The sequence below is a fragment of the Nocardia sp. CA-151230 genome, assembly GCF_050942175.1.
In the GTDB taxonomy this organism is placed as follows: domain Bacteria; phylum Actinomycetota; class Actinomycetes; order Mycobacteriales; family Mycobacteriaceae; genus Nocardia.
Genome location: NZ_CP192061.1, coordinates 2,132,372 through 2,153,345 on the forward strand (window position 1 = coordinate 2,132,372; position 20,974 = coordinate 2,153,345).

A 20,974-nucleotide genomic window follows, 5' to 3' on the forward strand; every position below is an offset into this window, starting at 1 on the left:
CAACCGCACAAGAGTAGCCAACCCCGCCCGGGCGTGTCCAATCAGCCCCCGGGCACGGTTCCGTATGCGGCGTACGAATGCCAGGTGGCGGCGTGGTGTCGGTTGCCCCGACTAGGCTGGCGGCCGGGATTCCACGACGTGAGAGGACGGTGACGGTGCCCGGGGTAGCGGACGCGCTCGACGGTCACGAGGGCCTGGATGGAACCGCCCTGCTGTGCTGGGGCCGGCTCACCCTCGCCGCCCTGGAACGCCACCGGGACGAGATCAACGCCCTCAATGTCTTCCCCGTCGCCGACTCCGATACCGGCACCAACCTCCTCAGCACCATGCGGGCAGCCGTTCGCGGCGCGGAGACCGCCGCGGGAGAAGGGTCCGTCGTCACGGGTTCGGGACTGCCCGTCGTGGCCGACCTCGGACCGCACACGGACAGCAGCCGCGACCAGGTCGCTGCGGCTGGAGAGCCGGAAGGTCTCGACGCATCGGGTGTGGTGTCGCCGGCCGCCGCGATGGAGGCCCCGGACCGGGGACTGAATCGTGCGAGTGGGCCGAGTGCTCGGGAGGTCGGCGCCGCGATGGCGCGTGCCGCGACCATCGGGGCACGCGGGAATTCGGGGATCATCCTGTCGCAGGTGCTACGCGGGATAGCGGATGCGGTGACCGAGGGGCCGTTGACGGAGCAGGCGCTGCGGGTTGCGTTGCGGCGGGCCGCGCGGCTGGTGCGCGAGGCGCTGAGTTCGCCGGTCGAGGGGACCATGCTCACGGTGCTGGACCGAGCCGCCGAACGGGCGGCCGACTGTCCGGAGCGGGATCTGGTCGCGGTGGCGCTGGCGGCGGCCGATGGAGCGGCCAAGGCGTTGGGGGAGACGCCCACCCAACTGGGTGTGCTGCGCGAGGCCGGGGTGGTGGACGCCGGGGCGCGCGGTCTGCTGGTACTGCTGGACGAATTGGTGGCGGCGGCCGGGGGGAGCGCGCCGCCGCGACCGGCTTACCGGCGCGGCGCACCGGAACTGCACGGGGTGAGCGCCACGGGCGAACGCGGCGCGGACGCTGCGGGCGCGGGGCCGGGGACAGCTGCCGGATTGGCATCGAATCCGGTTGTCGCGGTAGCGAATTCGGCTACGAACGGATCGTTCGGCCGGGCGGGGGTGGCCGCGCCGCACTACGAGGTCATGTTCCTGGTGCGCGCGACCGACGAGGAGCGGATCGCCGCCCTACGGGATCGGCTCGGTGCGCTGGGGGATTCGGTGGTCGTCGTGGGGGACGGGTCGCAGACCTGGTCCGCGCACGTGCACTGCGCCGATGCGGGGGCGGCGGTCGAGGCCGGGCTCGAGACGGGGGCGCTGAGTGGGATTCGCATCGAGACGCTGACCATGTCCACCCACACTCACGGCGGGACGGACCGGGCGATTCTGGCGGTGGCGGCCGGGGCGGGCGCGGTGCGGCTGTTCGAGGACGCGGGCGCCGTGGTGCTCGAGGGCGAGGTGACGGCGGACGTGCTGCTCGAAGCGATTCGCGTGGTCCGGCAGCGGGAGGTACTGGTGCTGCCGAACGGGGCACTGCCCGCGCACGAGCTGGTGGCCGTGAGTGTGGCGGCGCGGGACGGGCAGCGGGAGGTGCTGATGCTGCCGTGCGGGTCCATGGTGCAGGGGCTGGCGGCGCTGGCCATGCACGATACGGGGCGGGCCGCGGCCGACGACGCCTTCGCCATGTCGGAGGCGGCGGCCGGGACACGGTGGGGGGCTTTGCGAATGGCGCCGGAGCGGGCGCTGACCATGGTGGGGATGTGCGAGGCGGGGGACGGGCTCGGGCTGGTGGGCCACGATGTGGTGGTGATCGATTCGGATGTCCGGGCGGCTGGGCGCACGTTGCTGGACCGGATGCTCGGGCTGGGAGGGGAATTGGTGACCATGCTCATCGGATGTGATGCGCCGGAAGGGCTTTCCGCTGATCTGGCCGGGCATGTGGCGGCGGGTTTCCCGGGTGTGGAAGTGGTGGTGTACCCGGGCGGGCAGGCCGGTGACCTGGTGCAGATCGGGGTGGAATAGATGGCGACACTGGCGGATCGGCTCGACCACGTGCTCGGGGTGAAGGCGGCCGAGGGGCTGCAGGAGCACTTCGACATGCAGACGGTGGAGGACCTGCTGCGGCACTATCCGCTGCGCTACGCCACCCAGGGGCAGCCGCTCACCGAGGAGGCGCCCGAGGAGGGCCAGCACATCACGGTGATGGGCCGGGTCACCAAGACCGAGCTGCGGCCCATGAAGAACCGGCGCGGCAGCCTGCTCAAGGTGAACCTGGACACCGGCGGCGCGCGCCCGGTGGAGATCACCTTCTTCAATGGCGACAAGGTGCGCTATCTGGTGAAAGAGGGTGTGCGGGCGATGATGTCGGGCACCGTGCACTGGTGGCGGCCCGACCGCTGGAACCTCTCGCATCCGGACTATCTGATCCTGCCGGAAAAGGGTGACGGATCGATCGAGAGCCTCACCACCGTGCGCGGCGGCGGCGCGCTGCGCGGCCTGGCGCAGAGCGCGAAAGGCGCGGGGGGAGTGGATGTCTCGTTCTTCGAGCGCGAGTTCATCCCGGTGTACCCGTCGACCGCCAAGGTGCAGAGCTGGGATCTGCTGCGCTGCATCCGCCAGGTGCTCGACCAGCTCGACCCCATCGACGATCCGCTGCCGGAAGCGCTGCGGACCGAGCACGCGCTGCTGCCGGTCTCCGACGCGCTGCGCCTGATCCACCTGCCCGAGCACAAGGCCGATATCGAAGCCGCCCGCGGCCGTTTGCGTTTCGACGAGGCCATGGCCCTGCAGCTGGTGCTGGCCGAGCGCCGCCATCAGGTGGAGGGCCGGGCGGCCAAGTCGTGCCCGCCGCGCACCGACGGCATCGCGGCCGCCTTCGACAAGCGGCTGCCGTTCGAGCTGACCGAGGGTCAGCGCACGGTCATCGACGAGATCTCCGCCGACCTGTCGCGCAGCCATCCCATGCACCGGCTACTACAGGGTGAGGTGGGCTCGGGCAAGACCATCGTCGCTCTGCACGCCATGCTGCAGGTGGTGGACAACGGCCAGCAGTGCGCACTGCTCGCACCGACGGAAGTTCTTGCGGCGCAGCACTATCGCTCCTTGACGAAGATGCTCGGCGATCTCGGTAACGCGGGGGAGCTGGGTGCGGCCGACCAGGCCACCAAGGTGGTGCTGGTGACCGGCTCCATGTCGGCGGGCCAGAAGAAGGCGGCCCTGCTGGACGCGGTCACCGGCGAGGCGGGCCTGGTGATCGGCACGCACGCCCTGATCCAGGACAATGTGGAGTTCTTCGATCTGGGCATGGTGGTCGTCGACGAGCAGCACCGCTTCGGCGTGGAGCAGCGGGATGCGTTGCGCGCCAAGGCCAAGGACACTGCCAGCCCGCACCTGCTGGTCATGACGGCGACCCCGATTCCGCGCACCATCGCCATGACCACGCTGGGCGATCTGGAAACCTCTGTGCTGACCCAGCTTCCGCGCGGCCGCTCCCCCATCACTTCGAAAGTCGTTCCCGCCAAGGTGAAACCGGCGTGGGTGGATCGGGCCTGGGAGCGCATCGGCGAGGAGGTGGCGCAGGGGCGTCAGGCCTATGTGGTGTGCTCGCGCATCGGCGACGAAGAGGAGAACGGAAAGGCCAAGGGCCGCAAGGCGAAAGCCGAGGAGGAGAAGGAGGGGCCCACTACCCACTCGGCGGTCGACATGTACGAGATGCTCGGCTCCGGGGCCTTCAAGGATCTGCGGGTGGGCCTGCTGCACGGTCGGCTGCCGGCCGATGAGAAGGACCGCGTCATGCGGGCCTTCAATGATGCCGAGATCGATGTGCTGGTGTGCACCACGGTGGTCGAGGTGGGTGTCGACGTCCCGAATGCCACGGTCATGGTGATCGTGGACGCGGATCGTTTCGGCGTGAGCCAGCTGCATCAGCTGCGCGGCCGCGTCGGCCGGGGCAAGCATGCGGGCCTGTGCCTGCTCATCACCGAGACAAATCCGATGGGAACGGCCATGGCCCGGTTGGAGGCGGTCGCGGGCACCACCGACGGTTTCGAACTGGCGGTGCTGGATCTGCGGCAGCGCCGCGAGGGCGATGTGCTGGGCTCGGCGCAGTCGGGCACGGCCCGCAGCCTGCGCCTGCTGTCGCTGCTCGACGACCTCGAAGTCATCACGGCCGCACAGCAGCTGGCGCGCGAGATCGTCGAGTCCGACCCGGGTCTGCGGAACCATCCCGGCCTGGCGAGCATGATGCGCGCGGCCGTGGCCGCCGAACGCCTGGAGTATCTGGCCAAGTCCTGACGGCTCAGCCGTCCGTGGGCTACGGGGTCAGCTGCGCCAGTTCGTTCCACCGGGCGAGTTCTTCGTCGTGCGAACCCGTGAGCGTGGCCTCGGTGACGTCGACCGCGGCCGCGTCATCGCTGTCGCCGTCGCGGGTGAGCAGCAGCAGCGGCCAGGTGGGCCGACCGGGTTCGGCCCCGTCGAACGGCTGCCAGGTCCAGGGTCCGCCGAAGCGCCACGCGCGCCCGCCGGCGTCGGCGACCTCGTCGCCGATCTCCAGGAATGCGTAGGGGCGGAACCGTAATTCGACGCGCCGGGGGATGTCGTCCTCGGGGTCGAACGCGGCGCCCTGATCGTCGAGCTCCGGATCGAAGGACTGTCCCGCGCGCAGGTAGACGACCTCCCTCCGTGGCCGCGGCAGCCACCCTGTCACGCGCGGCGGATCGAAGTGCCGCACGGCGACGACGTGGACGACGGTCAGCGGAATCCCGATGCGGCAGCCGGCCTCGGCGGTGAGTTCTGCGGCCGCGGGCTGAATCCGGAACACTTCCCGTTCCCACCCGGGCGTGGCCGGTCCGGCCGCCACCGCCACCACACCGTTCCACCGCAGTCCGTCACTCGCCGGATCCACGGCCCACCACGGCCATTCGACGAGGACTTCGTCCGCCGTCACCTCGGATACCCGCGCCTCGGTGAACGGACAGGACAGCTCGAGGATGTCGCCAACCCGGTATTCGAACGCCACAGCCACCGAACCTAACCCGTCCCCACCCCCGCCGTCGCATTCCGCGGGACCGGCCGGTCTCGAGTACCGATGGCGGACAGGTGGGTGCGGCGCGTCCGGAAAGTCAGCCGGCGGCCGGGAATTCGTCGGCCTTCACGCCCTGGATGAAGGCTTCCCACTCCCGGACCGTGAAGAGCAGCACCGCGCCGTTGCTGCCTTCCTTGCTGTGGGCGACCACGATGCCGCGGCCGGGCCAGTAGCCGACCTGGACGCAGCTGCCGTGGGGGCCGCCGGCCGCGCTCGTCCGCAGTTGAAGTCCTGCGGGCAGATCTGCCTGGGTGATCATGGGGGCGGTTCCTTTCGTCCTTTCACAGGTCGGGTCGGACGCGAGGCGAGGAAGAGCAGCCGGGGTCCACGATGCGGGACAGCGCCGTCTGGCATCGGCTGAACGAATGCGAACACGGCTCCGGAGACGGCCGGATGACCGATTGTTCGACGCTGTTCACACTACCGGGTAGCCGCTGGGTGCGCGCCCGATCGATTGCAAATCGGTGACCCGTCATGGGGATTCAAGATCGAAGGCTCACTACGGGCACGGACACGTTCGCCCGCACGGAATTCGGCGATGCCGTCCGTACTGGCGAACAGGGATGCTGCCGGGCGGTTTCTCACACTTCGACGTCCTCCTCGATGCCCTCGAGGCGGTGGCGGGCCATGGCCGGGTTGGCGCGGCCGCGGTCCAGCGCGAGATAGAGGAACAGGCCCTTGGATTTACGGCCGGTCATCGGCCGGATGACGTGGTGCTGGCCGCTGAGGGTGATGAGGATGTCCTCGATGTCCTCGTTGATGCCCAGCTGATCGATAGTGCGCATCTTGGCTCTGACCACCTCGGTATTGCCGGCCGCTGGCGACCTGGAATCTCAGCGGGGCATACGGGGATACGGCAGATCCGAACTGGTGTGCTCGCTGATCGCCAGCGGCCGTCCGATCTGCGGAAAGGCGCGCTGGGCGCAGCCGGGGCGCTCGCACACCTTGCAGCCCGCGCCGATGGGCGCGGCCGCGGCCGGATCGTCCAGCTCCAGGCTGCGCGAATACACCAGCCGGTCGGCGTATTCGATGTCGCAACCCAGCCCGATGGCGAATTCCTTTCCGGCCGTGCCGAATCCGGTCGGAGTGGGCGCGGTGGTGCGGGCCACCCACAGATAGCGCCGCCCGTCGGGCATGGCGGCGATCTGGGACAGCATGCGGCCGGGATGGTTGAACGCCTCGTGCACCACCCACAGCGGGCAGCTGCCACCCACCCGGGAGAAGTGGAAGGCGGTGGCGGACTGGCGTTTCGAGATATTGCCCGCGCGATCGGTGCGGATCAGGAAGAACGGCACCCCGCGCTGGCCCTGCCGCTGCAGGGTGCTGAGCCGATGGCAGACGGTTTCGAAGCCGACCTCGAAGCGCAGGCTCAGCAGGTCGATGTCGTAGTGCAGCTCCTCGGCCGAGCGCAGGAACTTGCTGTACGGCAGGACGAGCGCGCCGGCGAAGTAGTTGGCCAGCCCGATCCGGGCCAGGGTGCGGGATTCGCCGGTGAGCGCGGGACTTTCGTCGAGAACCTCGTCGAGCAGGCCGCCGTGCAGCAGGAAGGCCAGGGTGGTGGCGATCTGGAAGGCGCGCTGCCCGGGCCGCAGCCGCCGGGCCAGGGTGAGGGTGCGGGTCTCGGGCTCGTAGTGGCGCTTGGGGATGTTCGGATCGGCGCCGTCGCCGCGGACCAGGACGGTGACCCCGGCGCGTTCCTCGGCGACCCGGGCCAGCTGCCGGTCGAGGGAGCCGATGGTGAGCCCGCTCTCCTCGAACAGCCGCTCGGCCGCGAGATCCAGCTGGGCGATGTGATTGTGGTGATCGTAGAAGAAGTCGCGCACGTCCTCGTAGGGCATGGGGACGCCGGGCGCGCCGGTGGGGGTGGCCACCTTGGAGGACAAGAGGTCCAACTGGTCGGTCGCGGCACGTAGTCGGCGGTGCATGGCCACAACGATTTTCGCGACCTCGGGCATGCGGGTGGCCAGGTCCTCGACCTCGGCCACCGGCGCGGCATTGCCGCCGGCGGCCTCCACCAGGATCTCGTGCAGGTCCGAGACCAGCCGCGCGTCGGAATCCGCGGCGAAGAACTGCACATCGAGGTCGAAGGTGGAGTTCAGTTTCAGCAGCACGGGAATGGTGAGCGGCCGCTGATCACGCTCGAGCTGGTTGAGGTAGCTGGGAGACAGGTCCAGGGATTTGGCCAAGGCCGCCTGGGTCATCCGCCGTTCCTCGCGCAACCGCCGTAGTCGGGCGCCCGCATACATCTTGCGCACGTGCAGGATGGTACCGATTCGGCTTCGCAAACATCGCAATTTGAGGAGACTCGCCGCAACTTCGCCGACTCTGCGTGGCACTTCGCCATGGCGGACGACCTGCGTAGCATGCGAATTCGGTGCTACGTGTGGTTTTGCGCGCGAGTCCCCATCGTACGACCAACCCGACGCCGCCGAGGGTGAACGAGGTCCGGAATGTATGCCGAAATCAGCGGGCTCACCCCAAAATCAGGTGAACCTGGAGTTCGCCGACCAGAAACCCGAGCACCGCGCCGATGGCCACCAGCTTCCATTCGTCTTGTTTGAACGCCGGTCGCAGCAGACCCTCGTACTCGTCGTCGGTGAGTTGCTTCGTCTTCTCGATGACGAGGTTGCGCACATCCAGGGCCTCCATGGCGTGCTGATCGAAACCGGAGTGCGCGGCGGCCTTGACGTGATCGAGCACGAAGGTGACCGCATCGCGTTCCAGGGCGGTGTAGCTGTCGCGCGCGACCATCATCATGAGCGGGCGGGCCGGGCCGGTCTGCAGTTCGAGGAACTCGCTGACGTGCCGGCTCAGTAGAGATGCCAACCGGTCGGCACGCTCGCCATTGAGGACGGCCTCGAGAATGCGTGCGGGGGTGAGGATCTCGGTGGCGATGAGATCGCCGTAGTCGGTGCAGACCTGCTCCCGGCGCTTGTGGAACAGGCCCTGCCACTTGAACGGTCCGATACCGACCGGACGGATCGGACGGAAGATCATCTGCAGCGCCAGCCAGTCGGTGATCAACCCGGTGAAGCCGCCGAAGGCGGGCATGAGCAGCGGGGAGTGGGTGAGCGCCCAGGTGATCATCTGCACGAAGCCCAGCACCGTGCCGAAGATCAGGCCCGAGCGCACGATGAAGCGCAGCTCGTTGCGGCCCACCCGGCGCACCATCTCCACCAGCAGCGACTTGTCGTCCACCAGCGCGCTGATGGCCATGCCGCGCAGATCCATCACCTGGTCGATATTGGTGCGCAGGTCGTAGACGATGTCCTCGATCAGCTGCGGCAGATCCCGTTGCGCGCGTTCGATGATGGCGCGCTGGGCGGCATCGGGCATGTTCACCCAGAGCCGGGGCTGATGCTTCATCATCATGGCGCGGACCATGTAATCGACACCGGCGTCGAGGGGTTCGCGCAGCCGCGTGGTCAGCTCGGCGACATCGATGCGGGCGATGATGTCCTGCGGATCGATGAGCTTGCCGAACATGAGGTCCACCGCGATGGTGGCCATGCGCGGCGCGGAGCGTGGAATGACGCCCTGCCAGCCCAGCCACGGTGGGATGCCCTTGAATTCGAGCGGATACATCAGCATCTGCACGGCGACGATCTTGGTCACCCAGCCGATGAGGGCGGCGACGAGCGGGATGGAGCAGTACAGCAGCCAGTGGTCGGCGAAATCCGCGATCACGACCCGATCGGCCCCTGTGTCCCAGTGGTTGCCATGCCCTGCTCCTCGGTGCAATTATTCGTATTCAGCCGTGCGGCTATTTGTGCCGCGGCTCAGGCTAGGAGACCCGCGTGCCCACTGGCAAGACCGAGAGCTCACCGCCCACCCAGCGCGTGATCTCCATCGTGGAATTGCTCGCCGCGCAACGTGACTCGCTCACCTCGGCCGAGATCGCCGACAGCCTGGACCTGAACCGCTCCACCACCGGAGCGATCCTGGCCGCACTGGCCGAACGCGGCTGGGTACGCCGGCTCCCCGATCTGAGCTATGAACTCGGCGTGCGGCTCGCCGCCGTCGGGGCGCGGGCCGCCGCGGGCCAGCAGGATCGCGCCTGGCTGGACCGGGAATTGGCGCGGCTGGCCGATCGCGTCGACTGCGGCGCGGCGCTGACCGCGCTCAGCGGGGGTCACCTGAAGTTCGTCGCCGTCACCCGCGACCGCCTCACCGTGGGAATGGAGTCGGGGGTGCGGATTCCACTGCTCGCGCCGGCCGGGGCCGCGATCATCGCCCACACCGGCGCGGCCCGCCAACGGGATTGGCTCGACACCCGAGGGACCGAGCGGCGTGACGAATATCGCGCCGTCCTCGACACCCTGCGGACCGCCGGCTACTGCGCCTGGCGGCTGGAAGCCGACAGCCTGCCCGGTGTCCGGGTGCTCTCCGAGGTCGCCGACCACCTCGCCGAACATCCGGGGAGCAAGGACCTGCGGGGAAAGGTGCTGGCGCAGCTGGCGACCTTCGGCGGAAGCGCCTACGACCAACAGACATTCGACAGCGACGTCACACTGCCGCTGAGCTATATGAGCGCCCCGGTCTTCGATACCCGTGGCCGGGCGGTCATGGAATTGCAGATCGGCCCCCTGCGCGAGGACGTCACCCGCGCCGAACGCCGCCACTACCTCACGGAGTTGTCCGCCGCCGCGCGCCGCATCGGCGACGGACTGGAGTCCGTCAGCTCTCGCCCCACACCACCGCCTGCGCGGCGATGACGGAAGTGCCGTCGAACGTCACCGCGGGCGAGCCGTGCAGCCGGTAACCCTCGTCCAGCAGTGCACTGATCCGCTCGCAGAAGGTCGCGTCGTCGGGCCCGGTGATCAGTCGGTAGCGCAGTCGCGATTGCTCGGTCATGGCGTCAGCCCAGGGCGGCCGGCGCGATGACCCGACGATCGGGCACTCACTGCATCTCGCGGGTGATCGCGATGAGGAACTGGATGGTGTCCTGCACCTTCTGATCCGTCATCCGCAGCGGCACCGAACTCGTCGTGGCGATCTTGTCGTCGATGGCGAGCATGCCCTCCCAGGTGCCGACCCGGGTCAGGTAGCTGTCGTCGGGGGTCCGCCAGACGTCCTCGCCGAAGCCGTCCAGGCGCTGGTAGCGGTCACCGGTCGGGTCGGTGTGGTCGGGCTTGCGCATATTGCGCACCGTCAACCAGGCCACGTAGGGGGCGCGTCGCTGCAGGTTCAGATAGCAGGATCCGGTCGTGGCGATCGTCGCGTCGATCGTGCCCTGGCTGAGTTCGGCCACCTGTGCCTCGGGAACACCGAGCGTGTTGTGGAAGAAGTCGGTCATCCGCGTGCACAGGTCCCGATTCGAGCGCGCGGAAGTCGTTGCGCTGGAGCTTGTTTGGGATGTGGGGGGCGACCCGCATCCCGTGAGCGCCAGCACGGCCACGATCAGCAGGCATCGGAGCCCCCACTGCTTTCCGATCACCTCGACCTCCTGTTCCGGCGGAGCCTAACAGGACCGAAGTGTCCGGCCAACCGCCGTGGCGCAACTGCGCCGGGCCGCCCTTTCACCCCTGTGGCAGAACCGGTTTCGGCGCGGGTCGGCTCAGAGCACCTTCACGATTGCGGGCACGACCTTCTGGACCAGAACGTCGGGGGAGCGGTCGGTCCAGGTCTGGAAGGACTGGACGGTGGCGGGATCGTCGACGATCACCAGCCTGGCGTGGGAGAGGCTGGAGGAGAGGAAGCTGCTGGGCAGGCCGCGCAGGCCGCCGTTGCCCGCCTGCCGGTCGGTGCGCACGACGATCACGATGTCGACGTCGGGGATCGAGACGTCGGAGGGCGACAGTGGGCGCGGCGACGCCTCGTCGGGCTGGGCGCGGTAGTCGGTGCTGTAGCGAAAGCCGATGTCCACCAGGAACTTCGCCTGATCGCTGGTGTCCAGGTCAGCGGAGAGGCTGCCGTCGCCGAAGTTGAACGCGGCGACGGTCTTGTTCTGGAAGGTGGGATGGGCGGAGCGAACCTGATCCAGCGCATCGGTGTGCACGGTGGGGGTCGCGCCGGTCGAGCCGCCGGACTCGTGGTCGGTGGCCACGAAGGCGGTGATGACCGAAATACCGAGTAGCACAACGATTGCCGCGATGGCCGAAGCGAGCCACCGCCGTCGGCGCGGCTCGGCGACGACCGATGCGGCGGACGGCATCCGGCCCTGCAGTGCCAGCGCCGCGTCACGGGTGAAGTCGTGGCAGGTGGCGTAGCGGTGGTCCGGATCCTTGGCCAGCACCTTGGCGATGACCGCGTCCAGCGCCGGCGGCAGATCCGGGCGCAGCGGGCTCAGCGCGGGCGGCGGCTCCTGGAGGTGACCCAGGGTGGCCTGGGCCAGCGAGGTCACCGGGAACGGGGTGCGGCCGGTGAGCAGTTTCACGAACGCGCAGCCCAGGCTGTAGATGTCGCCGCGATGGTCGAGCGGCCCGGCGACCAGGCGTTCGGGCGGCGCGTAGGCCAGCGTCGCCATCAGGCTGTCGGTGGCGGTGAGCTCGCGGCCGTCGGTGATCGATTTGGCCACACCGAAATCGGTGAGCAGCACCCGCTCCTCGCTGCCGGGCTCGTCGTCCGGTTCACCCGGCGAGAGCAGGAAGTTCGCGGGCTTCACATCCCGGTGCAGCAGCCCGCGCCGGTGCGCGTGGTCGAGGGCCTTGCCGACCTCGGTGATGATGCGCAGCGCCCGCTGCGGTGTCATGCCGGCGGGGTTCTTCTTCAATTCCACGGCGGCGTCGGTGCCGGGCACGTACTGCATGGCGATCCACAGCCGGCCGTCCTCCTCGCCGCGCGCATAGACCGTGACGATATTCGGATGATCCAGTTCCGCCGCGAGATTCGCCTCGCGCTCGAACCGCGCCCGGTAGTGCTCGTCGTGGGACAGATCGGCGCTGAGCACCTTCAACGCGTCGAGCCGCCGCGGGAACATCGGATCCTGCACCAGATACACGGTGCCCATCCCGCCACTGCCGAGCACTCGGATCACCCGGTGGCCGCCCACGATCGTGCCGGGCCGCAACGGCATGGACATCCTCCCTCAGCACTGCCGGGATCCCTACATGCAACGAATGTAGCAACGATCGTCACACCCGGCCCGGCATCAGATGTGCCCGTAGGCCAGTAGCTCGTACTGTGCCGAAAGTCGTTGGCGCAGATCCTGGGACTGGTCGGCGAACACCTCGGCGACAAAGTGGTCGTAGGGCAGATAGCACATGAATTTCGCTCCGGCGGCGTTCTTCTCGTCCTTCAGCTGCAGGCACCGGGCGGTCGCCAGGCCGGGCGGCGGGTCGATGGGCTTGTACCGGTCGCCCAGCTCGTCTACGAAGGCGCCGGTGAGCCGTTGCGCGCCGGCCGCGTCCCGGGCCCGGTAGACGCCGGAGAGCGCATGTGCCACCAGGTCCACCCCGGCCTCGTCGAAGGCGCGCCGGGTGGCCGCCGGCCGATCGTCGAGGGTCAGGGCGGCGTGGGGACCGTACAGTCCCTCGGTCGCCCAGATCTGGCCTTTGCCCGGCGGCAGGGTGCGGCCGAGCAGATCCTCGGGATCGGCGGCCAGTCCGGCGAGCTGATCCAGCGGGGTGGGCCGGTAGTCCCGCATGGCCTCGATCGTCTTGTCCAGCACCAGTTTCGCCGTGTCCAGCAGCGCCTCCGGACCGTCGGGCACCGTGAGGTCGTCCTCGATATAGAGCCAGTAGAGGTAGTCGTCCTGCACGTAGGTGGCCTTCACCCATTCGAGCGAGGTCAGCGCCGCCTTGGCGGTGGGGTACCCGGGAAGCTGTAGCGGCCCCTTGTCCGGATTATCCGGACTGGCCAGTCCGACAAGGAAATTCCCGGCCGCAGCCGCCTGCTCGGGCTTCGCGAACCGCAGCACCGTGATGTCCACGTTCAGCCCGAGCGTGGTGTCGGACCGATGCCGCCCGCCCGACTCCCAGCCCGAGATCAGGCCCGGCGCTTTGTCATTGAAATTGTCGACGCTGATCGGCGGGTAGTCCGCCGTGATCGCGTGTGCGGAATTGTTGAACACCAGGCGGTTGTCGATATCCAGCGCCAGCGGCACGTGCTCGGCCATCCGGATCGACTCCTGCAGCAGATCGCCCACCGTGATGTCGGGCTTCTGGCTGGTGATCGTGCGCGGTACGACCGGGTAGTTGCCCGGATCCAGTTGGGAAGCATCGACGATCGCGGCCTTCGAGGCGGGTGCCGCGGGATCACGATGGTCCGAGCCGCACGACGCCACGAGGACGGCCGCCAACGCCAGCAGGGCCAGGCGGCCGGGCAGAGTGCTGGTGCGCGCGGTGGTCATGACTGTCCGCTCTTGGCCAGCATCGAATACTGCGCCGACACCCGTTGCGGGAACGAGGCCGGTGCGCCGCCGCTGAACCGCGCCTCCGCCCCGATCACCGCGACATACCGGCCGTACACGACCGCGCAGATGTAGGTGTACTGGCGAATCGGCTCGGGTTCATCGAGCTGGATGCAGTGCGCGTCGGTGATGCCGGGCGGATTGGGGAATTCGTCGTCGTCGCGGCCCAGGGTGGTGAGCGCGGCCTGTAAACCGAAGGCGGCCGCCAGGTCCCGGGTGCGGTAGACGGTCGCGGCATTGCGGGCGACCAGATCCACCCCGGCCGCGGCGAATGCCTTGCGGGCGGCGGCGCCGTCGCGTTCGTAGTGCAGGGCGGCCGCCGGGGTGTAGACCCCGCCGTAATTCCATCCGAACTGGTCGGCGTCGGAGGTGTCGTACTTGTTCGGCAGCGTCAGTCCCAGGATGTTGCCGGGGTTGATCGGCAGATCGGGGAGGTCCTCCAGCGGCGTCGGCGTCAGATCGGACATCCGGGCGAGCTGGGCCTGCACCATGGCCCGCAGTCGCACCCCCAGCGCGGCCGGATCGGCCTGCGGGATCACGGCGTGGCCGACGATCGCGTACACGCCGTGCACCGCGAAGACCTGGCCCTTGGCATCGCTGATCGACGAGGCCCGCGCGTCGACGCCGTCGATCGGAATCGGGTGCAGCCCAGGGGCGGCCAGCGCATCGGCGAACCCGTCGATCGCGGCCCGGGCGGCCGGCTCGGTCGGAAACCGCATGACCGCCAGCGTGATGTGCTTGCGTGCCCGGACACTGGTGTTGTTGCGCCAGATGTACGCGCCCGCGATCATTCGATTGCTCTGGGCGACCGCCTGCCATGCCTTGGGGAAGGGGCCGTCGGCGTCGTCGAAGTTCGCGTCGGAAGTGTCCAGCACCCGGGCCCCGCCCAGATACGTGACGTCGGGATCGATTTCGTCCGGACCGACCAGATAGGTCATCATGCGGCGCGACTCGATCTGGTACGCGTCGGTGGCGACCGAGTACGCCGGGGCGTACTCGATCGGGGCCGAAGGATACGGTCCGACAATGAGTTTCGAGAAGTCCGCCGGTGTCATGCCGGGGATCGGGCGACCCGGAACCGTCGACGACGCCACCGCGATGCCGAACGCCAGGACGGCCGTCACCACCATCACGATCGTCAGAACCATTCGCGGCCTGCGGAATTCGCGGATTCGCCTCATGCCGTCACCTGCTCGTCACCAGCACGTACTCGGCCGAGGTCTTCTGATACAGCTCCGGCACGTTCATGGCACCGACCTGCACGGTGTACCGGTCCACATGGAAGTTGCACTGGTTGGCGACCGCATTTCCGTGGTCCAGCACCGCGAAACAGCCGATGTCGCCGGGGAAACCCGGTGGCGGGGCGATGCTCCGGCGATCGCCGGAGGTGTCCGTGGACGGATTCCACCGTTCCCACAGCGCGCGGGCCGCCGTCCCGGTCCGGCTGTGGAACACCAGCGCGTCGCCGTAGCCGACCAGGTCGATGTCGCCGACCGTCAGGAAATCGAGGTCGTTGTCGGTCAGGCTCTGCAGCGCGCCGCGGCCCGTGTACACCCCGTCCGGATCCGGCCGCATGGGCTCTTCGGGATTCGTCGGCAGGGTGCGGCCGAGAATGCCGTCCGGATCGAGCGGCAGGTGCTCGAACCGGTCCGCAGGTGTGGGCTGGAACCGGTCCAGCAGCGGTAGCGCCACGTCCAGCATCCGTTCGGTGCGGGCGGTCAGGTCGGCCAGATCGGGTGCTGCGGCCAGCTCGTCGACCACCTTGATGAACACCACGTAGCGGTCGTGCACGGTCCAGGAACCGATCGAGGCCACGTTCGGACGCCAATGCGCCTTGCTGTCAGGGTATTTCGGCAGGGCGACGGCCCGGTTGTCGACGTTGTAGGTGAAGTCGTCGTGTTCGAGCGCGGGGCCGGCCGCCGCGGCGCGCCCGGCGTCCGGCAGCTCCAGCACCGCGATGCTCAGCCTGCGGTGCTTGTCGTCGGAATCGGATCCGGTGCACCAGGTATCGACCCAGCCGCCGCGCAGATCGTGGGCGACCTCGTCGAAGGTGTCGTTGATGAGGATGTCGCCCAGACCCTTGTGATTGGTGACGATGTGCGGGCGGACGTCATTGGAGCACTCGTAGGCGTAGTCCCGGTCGGCCTCGAACGGCAGCGCCACGTAGTCCGACAGCCGCTGTGACTCGCGGATGCGGGATTGCTTGTCGGTCTTGGCATTTCCCACCACGCGCGGTGCGATCTGATAGTTGCCGACCTCGAGGCCGGCCGGATCGGTCTGCTGCCGTACCGGTTGCCCGGAAACGCTGGTCGTACAGCCGGTCGCGGCGGCGAGCACGACCGCGACACCGCACAGCAGCGGCGCGCGCGACGTGAACGATCTCACCGTCCCCTCCTCGCGCCGGATGTTACCGGCGCGCAAGTCTTCTCGCGCGGCTTTGGCGGTCGGCGGTGTGGTCTCGGACACGATCGCGCGGCAATCCGGGCACCGGGATGTCTCGGCGCGCGCCCGCGCCGCGGCGGGCCGCGGGGGCGCAATCCTTAGCATGACGGCGAATTCAGTGGTCGGAGCGTCGCAACCCTCACCGACAGGGATGTATCGCGGTGATTAACACAAATTCGCAAGCGGGAGGTGCGTCCTGTGAAGATTGCACCGAACGGGACTTCGATGCCCGATCCGTATCCCCGGGCAGGTACCTTCTACCCATGTTCTCCAAAGTCCTGGTCGCCAACCGCGGCGAGATCGCCATTCGCGCCTTCCGCGCGGCCTACGAACTCGGCATCGGTACCGTCGCGGTTTTTCCGTACGAGGACCGCAACTCCGTGCACCGGCTCAAGGCCGACGAGGCCTACCAGATCGGTGAGCCCGGCCACCCCGTGCGGGCGTACCTGTCGATCGAGGAGATCATCAAGGCCGCCAAGAGCGCCGGTGCGGACGCCATCTACCCGGGCTACGGCTTCCTGTCGGAGAACCCGGACCTGGCGGCCGCCTGCGCCCGCGAGGGCATCACCTTCATCGGCCCGTCCGCGCAGGTCCTCGAACTGACCGGTAACAAGGCCCGCGCCATCGCCGCCGCCAAGGCCGCCGGACTGCCGGTGCTGCGCTCGAGTGAACCGTCCGCCGATGTGGACGCGCTCATGAAGGCCGCGGAGTCCATGGAGTTCCCGCTGTTCGTCAAGGCCGTGGCCGGGGGCGGCGGGCGCGGCATGCGCCGGGTCACCGATCCGGCCCAGCTGCGCGAATCCATCGAGGCCGCCGCGCGCGAGGCCGAATCCGCCTTCGGCGACGCGACCGTGTTCCTCGAGCAGGCGGTGGTCAACCCCCGCCACATCGAGGTGCAGATCCTGGCCGACCAGCAGGGCAATGTCATCCACCTCTTCGAGCGCGACTGCTCGCTGCAGCGCCGCCACCAGAAGGTGATCGAGCTCGCCCCCGCCCCGAATCTGGATCCCGAACTCCGCGACCGCATTTGCGCCGACGCGGTGGCCTTCGCCCGCCAGATCGGCTACTCCTGCGCGGGCACCGTGGAGTTCCTGCTCGACGAGCGCGGCAATCACGTGTTCATCGAGATGAACCCGCGAATCCAGGTGGAGCACACGGTGACCGAGGAGATCACCGATGTCGACCTGGTCCAGTCGCAGCTGCGCATCGCCGCCGGGGAGACCCTGGCGGACCTGGGCCTGAACCAGGACGGCATCCAGATCCGGGGCGCGGCGCTGCAGTGCCGCATCACCACCGAGGACCCGGCCAACGGCTTCCGGCCCGACACCGGCCGCATCACCGGCTACCGCTCGCCCGGCGGTGCGGGCGTCCGCCTGGACGGCGGCGCGAATGTCGGCGCGGAGGTCGGGGCCTACTTCGACTCCATGCTGGTCAAGCTCACCTGCCGCGGGCGCGATTTCGCCACCGCGGTGGCGCGCGCCCGGCGCGCGGTCGCCGAATTCCGCATCCGCGGCGTGACGACGAACATCCCGTTCCTGCTCGCGGTGCTGGACGATCCGGACTTCCGCGCGGGCCGGGTGACCACCTCGTTCATCGACGAGCGGCCGCAGCTGCTCACCCTCAAGAGCTCCGCCGACCGCGGCACCAAGATCCTGCAGTACCTGGCCGACGTCACCGTGAACAAGCCGCACGGCTCGCGGCCGACCAAGGTGTACCCGCACGACAAGCTGCCCGCCCTCGACATGACCGTGCCGCCCCCGCCCGGCACCCGGCAGCGGCTGCTCGAGCTGGGACCCGAGGGCTTCGCGCAGTGGCTGCGCAACCGCGAGGGGGTGGCCGTCACCGACACCACCTTCCGCGACGCGCACCAATCGCTGCTGGCCACCCGGGTCCGCACCAACGGCCTGCTCGATGTGGCCGGGCACGTGGCGCGCATGACTCCCGAGCTGCTGTCCATCGAATGCTGGGGCGGCGCAACCTATGACGTGGCGTTGCGCTTCCTCTACGAGGACCCGTGGGAGCGGCTCGCGGCGCTGCGCGAGGCGGTGCCGAACATCAACCTGCAGATGCTGCTGCGCGGCCGCAACACCGTCGGCTACACGCCGTACCCCGAAAAGGTCACGCGCGCTTTCGTTTCCGAGGCCACCGCCACCGGCATCGACATCTTCCGCATCTTCGACGCGCTCAACAATGTCGACCAGATGCGCCCGGCCATCGACGCCGTCCGCGAAACCGGCACGGCCCTGGCCGAAGTCGCGCTCAGCTACACCGGCGACCTGTCGAACCCGAGCGAGGACCTCTACACCCTCGACTACTACCTCAAGCTCGCCGAGCAGATCGTCGAGGCCGGGGCGCACGTCATCGGCATCAAGGACATGGCCGGACTGCTGCGCGCGCCCGCCGCGCACACCCTGGTCACCGCGCTGCGCCGGGAATTCGACCTGCCCGTGCACGTGCACACCCACGACACCCCGGGCGGCCAGCTGGCCACCTACCTGGCGGCCTGGCAGGCCGGCGCGGACGCCGTCGACGGCGCGTCGGCGCCCATGGCGGGCACCACGTCTCAGCCCGCGCTCTCGGCCATCGTTGCGGCAGCGGCGAATTCGCCCCACGACACCGGACTCGACCTGCAGAACGTGTGCGACCTGGAGCCGTACTGGGAGGCGCTGCGAAAGGTATACGCGCCCTTCGAATCCGGGCTGCCGGGGCCGACCGGCCGCGTCTACCACCACGAGATTCCCGGCGGTCAGCTGTCGAACCTGCGCCAGCAGGCCATCGCGCTCGGCCTGGGCGACCAGTTCGAGCAGGTCGAGGCCAAATACGCTGCGGCCGACCGGATGCTGGGCCGGCTGGTCAAGGTCACCCCGTCCTCCAAGGTGGTCGGCGATCTGGCGCTGGCACTGGTCGGCACCGGCGTCGACGTCGAGGACTTCGCCGCCGACCCGGGCCGCTACGACATCCCGGACTCGGTCATCGGCTTCCTGCGCGGCGAACTCGGCACCCCGGCCGGCGGCTGGCCCGAGCCCTTCCGCAGCCGCGCCCTCGTCGGCCGCGGCCCCGCCAAGCCGGAAACCCAGCTGACCGCGGCCGACGAGGCCGGGCTGAACGGGACCTCGGACGAGCGCCGGGCCACCCTCAACCGCCTGCTGTTCCCCGGCCCCACCGCCGAATTCGTCGCCCACCGCGAGAAGTTCGGCGACACCACCGGGCTGTCGGCCAACCAGTTCTTCTACGGCCTGCGCCACGACGAAGAACATCACGTCCAGCTCGACAAGGGCGTCACCCTGCTCATCGGCCTGGAGGCCATCTCCGAGCCCGACGAGCGCGGCATGCGCACGGTCATGTGCATCCTCAACGGGCAGCTGCGCCCCATCACGGTGCGCGACCGCTCCATCGCCAGCGAGATCCCCGCCGCCGAGAAGGCCGACAAGACCAATGCCGGCCACATCGCCGCGCCCTTCGCCGGCGTGGTGACCCTGGCTGTCTCCGAAGGCGATTCGGTCGCGGCGGGCGACACCATCGGCACCATCGAGGCCATGAAGATGGAGGCCGCCATCACCGCCCCGCGCGCCGGCGTGGTCCGCCGCGTGGCCATCGCCAAGGTGCAGCAGGTGGAGGGCGGCGACCTGCTCGTCGACGTGAACCTCACCGAGGCCGCCGCCGAATGACCCGCATCGTGGCGGGCACCGCCGGGGGCCGACGCCTGCGCGTTCCCCCGGCGGGTACCCGCCCCACCTCCGACCGCGTGCGCGAGGCGCTGTTCAGCCTCCTGCACGCCCGCTTGGATTTCGACGGCCTGCACGTCCTCGACCTCTACGCGGGCTCGGGGGCGCTGGCCCTGGAGGCGCTGTCCCGCGGCGCCTCCCACGCGCTGCTCATCGAAGCGGACCGCAAGGCCGCCGCCGTCATTCGCGGCAATATCGGCGACCTCGGACTGCCGGGCGCGGAGCTGCGCCAGAACTCGGTCACCAGCGTCCTGTCGGGTGCGCCGCCGGAACGCTACGACCTGGTCTTCTCCGACCCGCCCTACGACCTCGACGTCGCCGACGTGCAGGCCGACCTCCGCGCGCTTGCCGCCAACGGCTGGCTCCACGACGACGCCCTCATCGTCGTGGAACGCTCCACCCGCTCGCCCGAGGTGTCCTGGCCCGACGGCTACGCACCCCTGAAATCGCGCACCTACGGCGAGACGCGCATCGATCTCGCCGAATTCGAGGGCTGACACCCGACGGATTTCCCGGCTCCCGCCGGTCTGAATACCGACAGGAACAGACCGGAGTAGGGAGTACGTGATGTCGGATTCGATACGGACAGCCGTGGTCACCGGCGCGAGCCGGGGATTCGGGCGGGCGATCGCCGCCTCACTCGTCGCGTCGGGCGCGCGGGTGATCGGCGTGGCGCGGGACGAGCGGGCATTGCAGGACGTCCGTGCGGAGCTCGGGGAGAGGTTCGTGCCGGTGGCGGCCGACGCTACCGAGGAAGCCGTGGCGCAGGAGGTGATTCGCGGGTACCGGCCGGAGTTGCTGGTGCTCAATGCCGGGGCCACTCCGCCCCTGGCCCCCGTGCACGAGCAGACCTGGGAAACCTTCAGCCGCAACTGGGAGACCGATACCAAGCAGGCATTCGTCTGGATCGGGGCCGCCCTGCGGGAGCCACTGCCCCCGGGGAGCGCGGTGATCGCCATGTCGAGCGGGGCCGCACTGGCCGGGTCACCGCTCAGCGGGGGATACGCGGGAGCCAAGTCCACCATCCGGTTCATTCGGACATATGCCGCCGAGGAATCGGAGCGTGCCGGGCTCGGCATTCGGTTCGTGGCGCTGCTGCCCAGGCTGACACCGGCCACCGGGCTCGGTCAGCAGGCGGTCGCGGGGTATGCCGCCCGGCAGGGCATCGACGTGGAGACCTATCTCGCCGGGATGGCGCCGGTACTCACGCCCGAACAGGTCGGCAAGGCGGTCGTCGAACTCGCCGATGATGCCGGCAGTGCGGCGGAATACTTGGTGAGCGGCGCCGGGCTGAAGCAGATCGGCTGAGGGGTCGCGACCATGACGACCAGCGCACCTCCGGGAGTAGCGG

General features: G+C 69.2%; 16 protein-coding genes and 1 pseudogene. 6 read left to right on the forward strand and 11 right to left on the reverse strand.

Translation table 11 applies throughout. The features are described 5' to 3' along the window. Positions 1–155: 155 nt before the first annotated feature. A complete protein-coding gene (locus ACQP1O_RS09590; RefSeq protein WP_433565474.1) occupies positions 156–2,045 on the forward strand; it encodes a DAK2 domain-containing protein in 1,890 nt (629 codons plus the stop codon). Then, positions 2,046–4,316, forward strand: coding sequence for an ATP-dependent DNA helicase RecG (recG, locus tag ACQP1O_RS09595; RefSeq protein ID WP_433565475.1), 2,271 nt, complete (start codon positions 2,046–2,048; stop codon positions 4,314–4,316). Between the two features lie 19 nt (positions 4,317–4,335). On the opposite strand, the gene ACQP1O_RS09600 is transcribed toward recG, so the two are convergent. From ACQP1O_RS09600 to ACQP1O_RS09620, 5 genes and pseudogenes are all read right to left on the reverse strand, one after another. Continuing rightward, positions 4,336–5,040 (reverse strand): hypothetical protein, encoded by a 705-nt coding sequence (locus ACQP1O_RS09600; protein WP_433565476.1) that lies wholly within the window; start codon positions 5,038–5,040, stop codon positions 4,336–4,338. Between the two features lie 103 nt (positions 5,041–5,143). Next, positions 5,144–5,365 (reverse strand): DUF397 domain-containing protein, encoded by a 222-nt coding sequence (locus tag ACQP1O_RS09605; protein WP_379386818.1) that lies wholly within the window; start codon positions 5,363–5,365, stop codon positions 5,144–5,146. Positions 5,366–5,687: 322 nt separating this feature from the next. Continuing rightward, positions 5,688–5,939 (reverse strand): annotated as a pseudogene (locus ACQP1O_RS09610) (hypothetical protein); the annotation flags it as partial. Next, entirely contained in the window at positions 5,940–7,361 is a 1,422-nt protein-coding gene (locus ACQP1O_RS09615; RefSeq protein WP_433565477.1) for a short-chain fatty acyl-CoA regulator family protein, read from the reverse strand. A gap of 217 nt (positions 7,362–7,578) precedes the next feature. Continuing rightward, positions 7,579–8,793, reverse strand: coding sequence for a DUF445 domain-containing protein (locus tag ACQP1O_RS09620; RefSeq protein ID WP_433565478.1), 1,215 nt, complete (start codon positions 8,791–8,793; stop codon positions 7,579–7,581). 110 nt (positions 8,794–8,903) lie between these two features. Here ACQP1O_RS09620 and ACQP1O_RS09625 point away from each other — a divergent pair, with 110 nt between their 5' ends. Next, a complete protein-coding gene (locus ACQP1O_RS09625) occupies positions 8,904–9,821 on the forward strand; it encodes a helix-turn-helix domain-containing protein (RefSeq protein ID WP_433565479.1) in 918 nt (305 codons plus the stop codon). Here ACQP1O_RS09625 and ACQP1O_RS09630 read toward each other — a convergent pair. The 6 genes from ACQP1O_RS09630 to ACQP1O_RS09655 all read right to left on the reverse strand — a co-directional run bounded on the left by ACQP1O_RS09630 (position 9,784) and on the right by ACQP1O_RS09655 (position 15,841). After that, positions 9,784–9,960: a DUF1737 domain-containing protein gene (locus ACQP1O_RS09630; RefSeq protein ID WP_433565480.1), complete on the reverse strand. Its 177-nt coding sequence runs from the start codon at positions 9,958–9,960 to the stop codon at positions 9,784–9,786. The genes ACQP1O_RS09625 and ACQP1O_RS09630 overlap by 38 nt on opposite strands. Positions 9,961–10,006: 46 nt before the next feature. Beyond that, positions 10,007–10,543, reverse strand: a complete 537-nt coding sequence (locus tag ACQP1O_RS09635; RefSeq protein WP_433565481.1) for a hypothetical protein — start codon at positions 10,541–10,543, stop codon at positions 10,007–10,009. A 120-nt stretch (positions 10,544–10,663) separates the two neighbouring features. Then, positions 10,664–12,121, reverse strand: a complete 1,458-nt coding sequence (locus tag ACQP1O_RS09640) for a serine/threonine-protein kinase (RefSeq protein WP_433565482.1) — start codon at positions 12,119–12,121, stop codon at positions 10,664–10,666. Positions 12,122–12,196: 75 nt separating this feature from the next. Continuing rightward, complete coding sequence (locus ACQP1O_RS09645) at positions 12,197–13,396, reverse strand: DUF7373 family lipoprotein (RefSeq protein WP_433565483.1); 1,200 nt, start codon at positions 13,394–13,396, stop codon at positions 12,197–12,199. Continuing rightward, entirely contained in the window at positions 13,393–14,604 is a 1,212-nt protein-coding gene (locus ACQP1O_RS09650; RefSeq protein WP_433565484.1) for a DUF7373 family lipoprotein, read from the reverse strand. The genes ACQP1O_RS09645 and ACQP1O_RS09650 overlap by 4 nt, the downstream gene beginning before the upstream one ends. 37 nt (positions 14,605–14,641) lie before the next feature. Next, the gene (locus ACQP1O_RS09655; RefSeq protein WP_433565485.1) at positions 14,642–15,841 is read right to left on the reverse strand and encodes a DUF7373 family lipoprotein; all 1,200 of its coding nucleotides are present in this window, start codon (positions 15,839–15,841) and stop codon (positions 14,642–14,644) included. 320 nt (positions 15,842–16,161) lie between these two features. Between ACQP1O_RS09655 and ACQP1O_RS09660 the strand changes: the two genes are divergently transcribed. The 3 genes from ACQP1O_RS09660 to ACQP1O_RS09670 all read left to right on the forward strand — a co-directional run bounded on the left by ACQP1O_RS09660 (position 16,162) and on the right by ACQP1O_RS09670 (position 20,931). Next, positions 16,162–19,566 carry a pyruvate carboxylase gene (locus ACQP1O_RS09660; protein ID WP_433565486.1) on the forward strand — a complete coding sequence of 1,135 codons (3,405 nt, stop codon included), beginning with the start codon at positions 16,162–16,164 and terminating at the stop codon, positions 19,564–19,566. Continuing rightward, positions 19,563–20,120 carry a 16S rRNA (guanine(966)-N(2))-methyltransferase RsmD gene (gene rsmD, locus ACQP1O_RS09665; RefSeq protein ID WP_433565487.1) on the forward strand — a complete coding sequence of 186 codons (558 nt, stop codon included), beginning with the start codon at positions 19,563–19,565 and terminating at the stop codon, positions 20,118–20,120. The genes ACQP1O_RS09660 and rsmD overlap by 4 nt, the downstream gene beginning before the upstream one ends. Before the next feature lie 70 nt (positions 20,121–20,190). Next, positions 20,191–20,931, forward strand: coding sequence for an SDR family oxidoreductase (locus ACQP1O_RS09670; protein ID WP_433565488.1), 741 nt, complete (start codon positions 20,191–20,193; stop codon positions 20,929–20,931). The last annotated feature ends 43 nt before the right edge of the window (positions 20,932–20,974 follow it).

Bases quoted from the DNA above. Each gene is read 5' to 3' on its own strand.
- recG (WP_433565475.1), top strand. From the start codon at position 2,046: ATGGCGACACTGGCGGATCGGCTCGACCACGTGCTCGGGGTGAAGGCG.
- ACQP1O_RS09605 (WP_379386818.1), bottom strand. From the start codon at position 5,365: ATGATCACCCAGGCAGATCTGCCCGCAGGACTTCAACTGCGGACGAGC.
- ACQP1O_RS09630 (WP_433565480.1), bottom strand. From the start codon at position 9,960: ATGACCGAGCAATCGCGACTGCGCTACCGACTGATCACCGGGCCCGAC.
- ACQP1O_RS09640 (WP_433565482.1), bottom strand. From the start codon at position 12,121: ATGCCGTTGCGGCCCGGCACGATCGTGGGCGGCCACCGGGTGATCCGA.
- ACQP1O_RS09645 (WP_433565483.1), bottom strand. From the start codon at position 13,396: ATGACCACCGCGCGCACCAGCACTCTGCCCGGCCGCCTGGCCCTGCTG.
- ACQP1O_RS09650 (WP_433565484.1), bottom strand. From the start codon at position 14,604: ATGGTTCTGACGATCGTGATGGTGGTGACGGCCGTCCTGGCGTTCGGC.
- ACQP1O_RS09660 (WP_433565486.1), top strand. From the start codon at position 16,162: ATGTTCTCCAAAGTCCTGGTCGCCAACCGCGGCGAGATCGCCATTCGC.
- rsmD (WP_433565487.1), top strand. From the start codon at position 19,563: ATGACCCGCATCGTGGCGGGCACCGCCGGGGGCCGACGCCTGCGCGTT.
- ACQP1O_RS09670 (WP_433565488.1), top strand. From the start codon at position 20,191: ATGTCGGATTCGATACGGACAGCCGTGGTCACCGGCGCGAGCCGGGGA.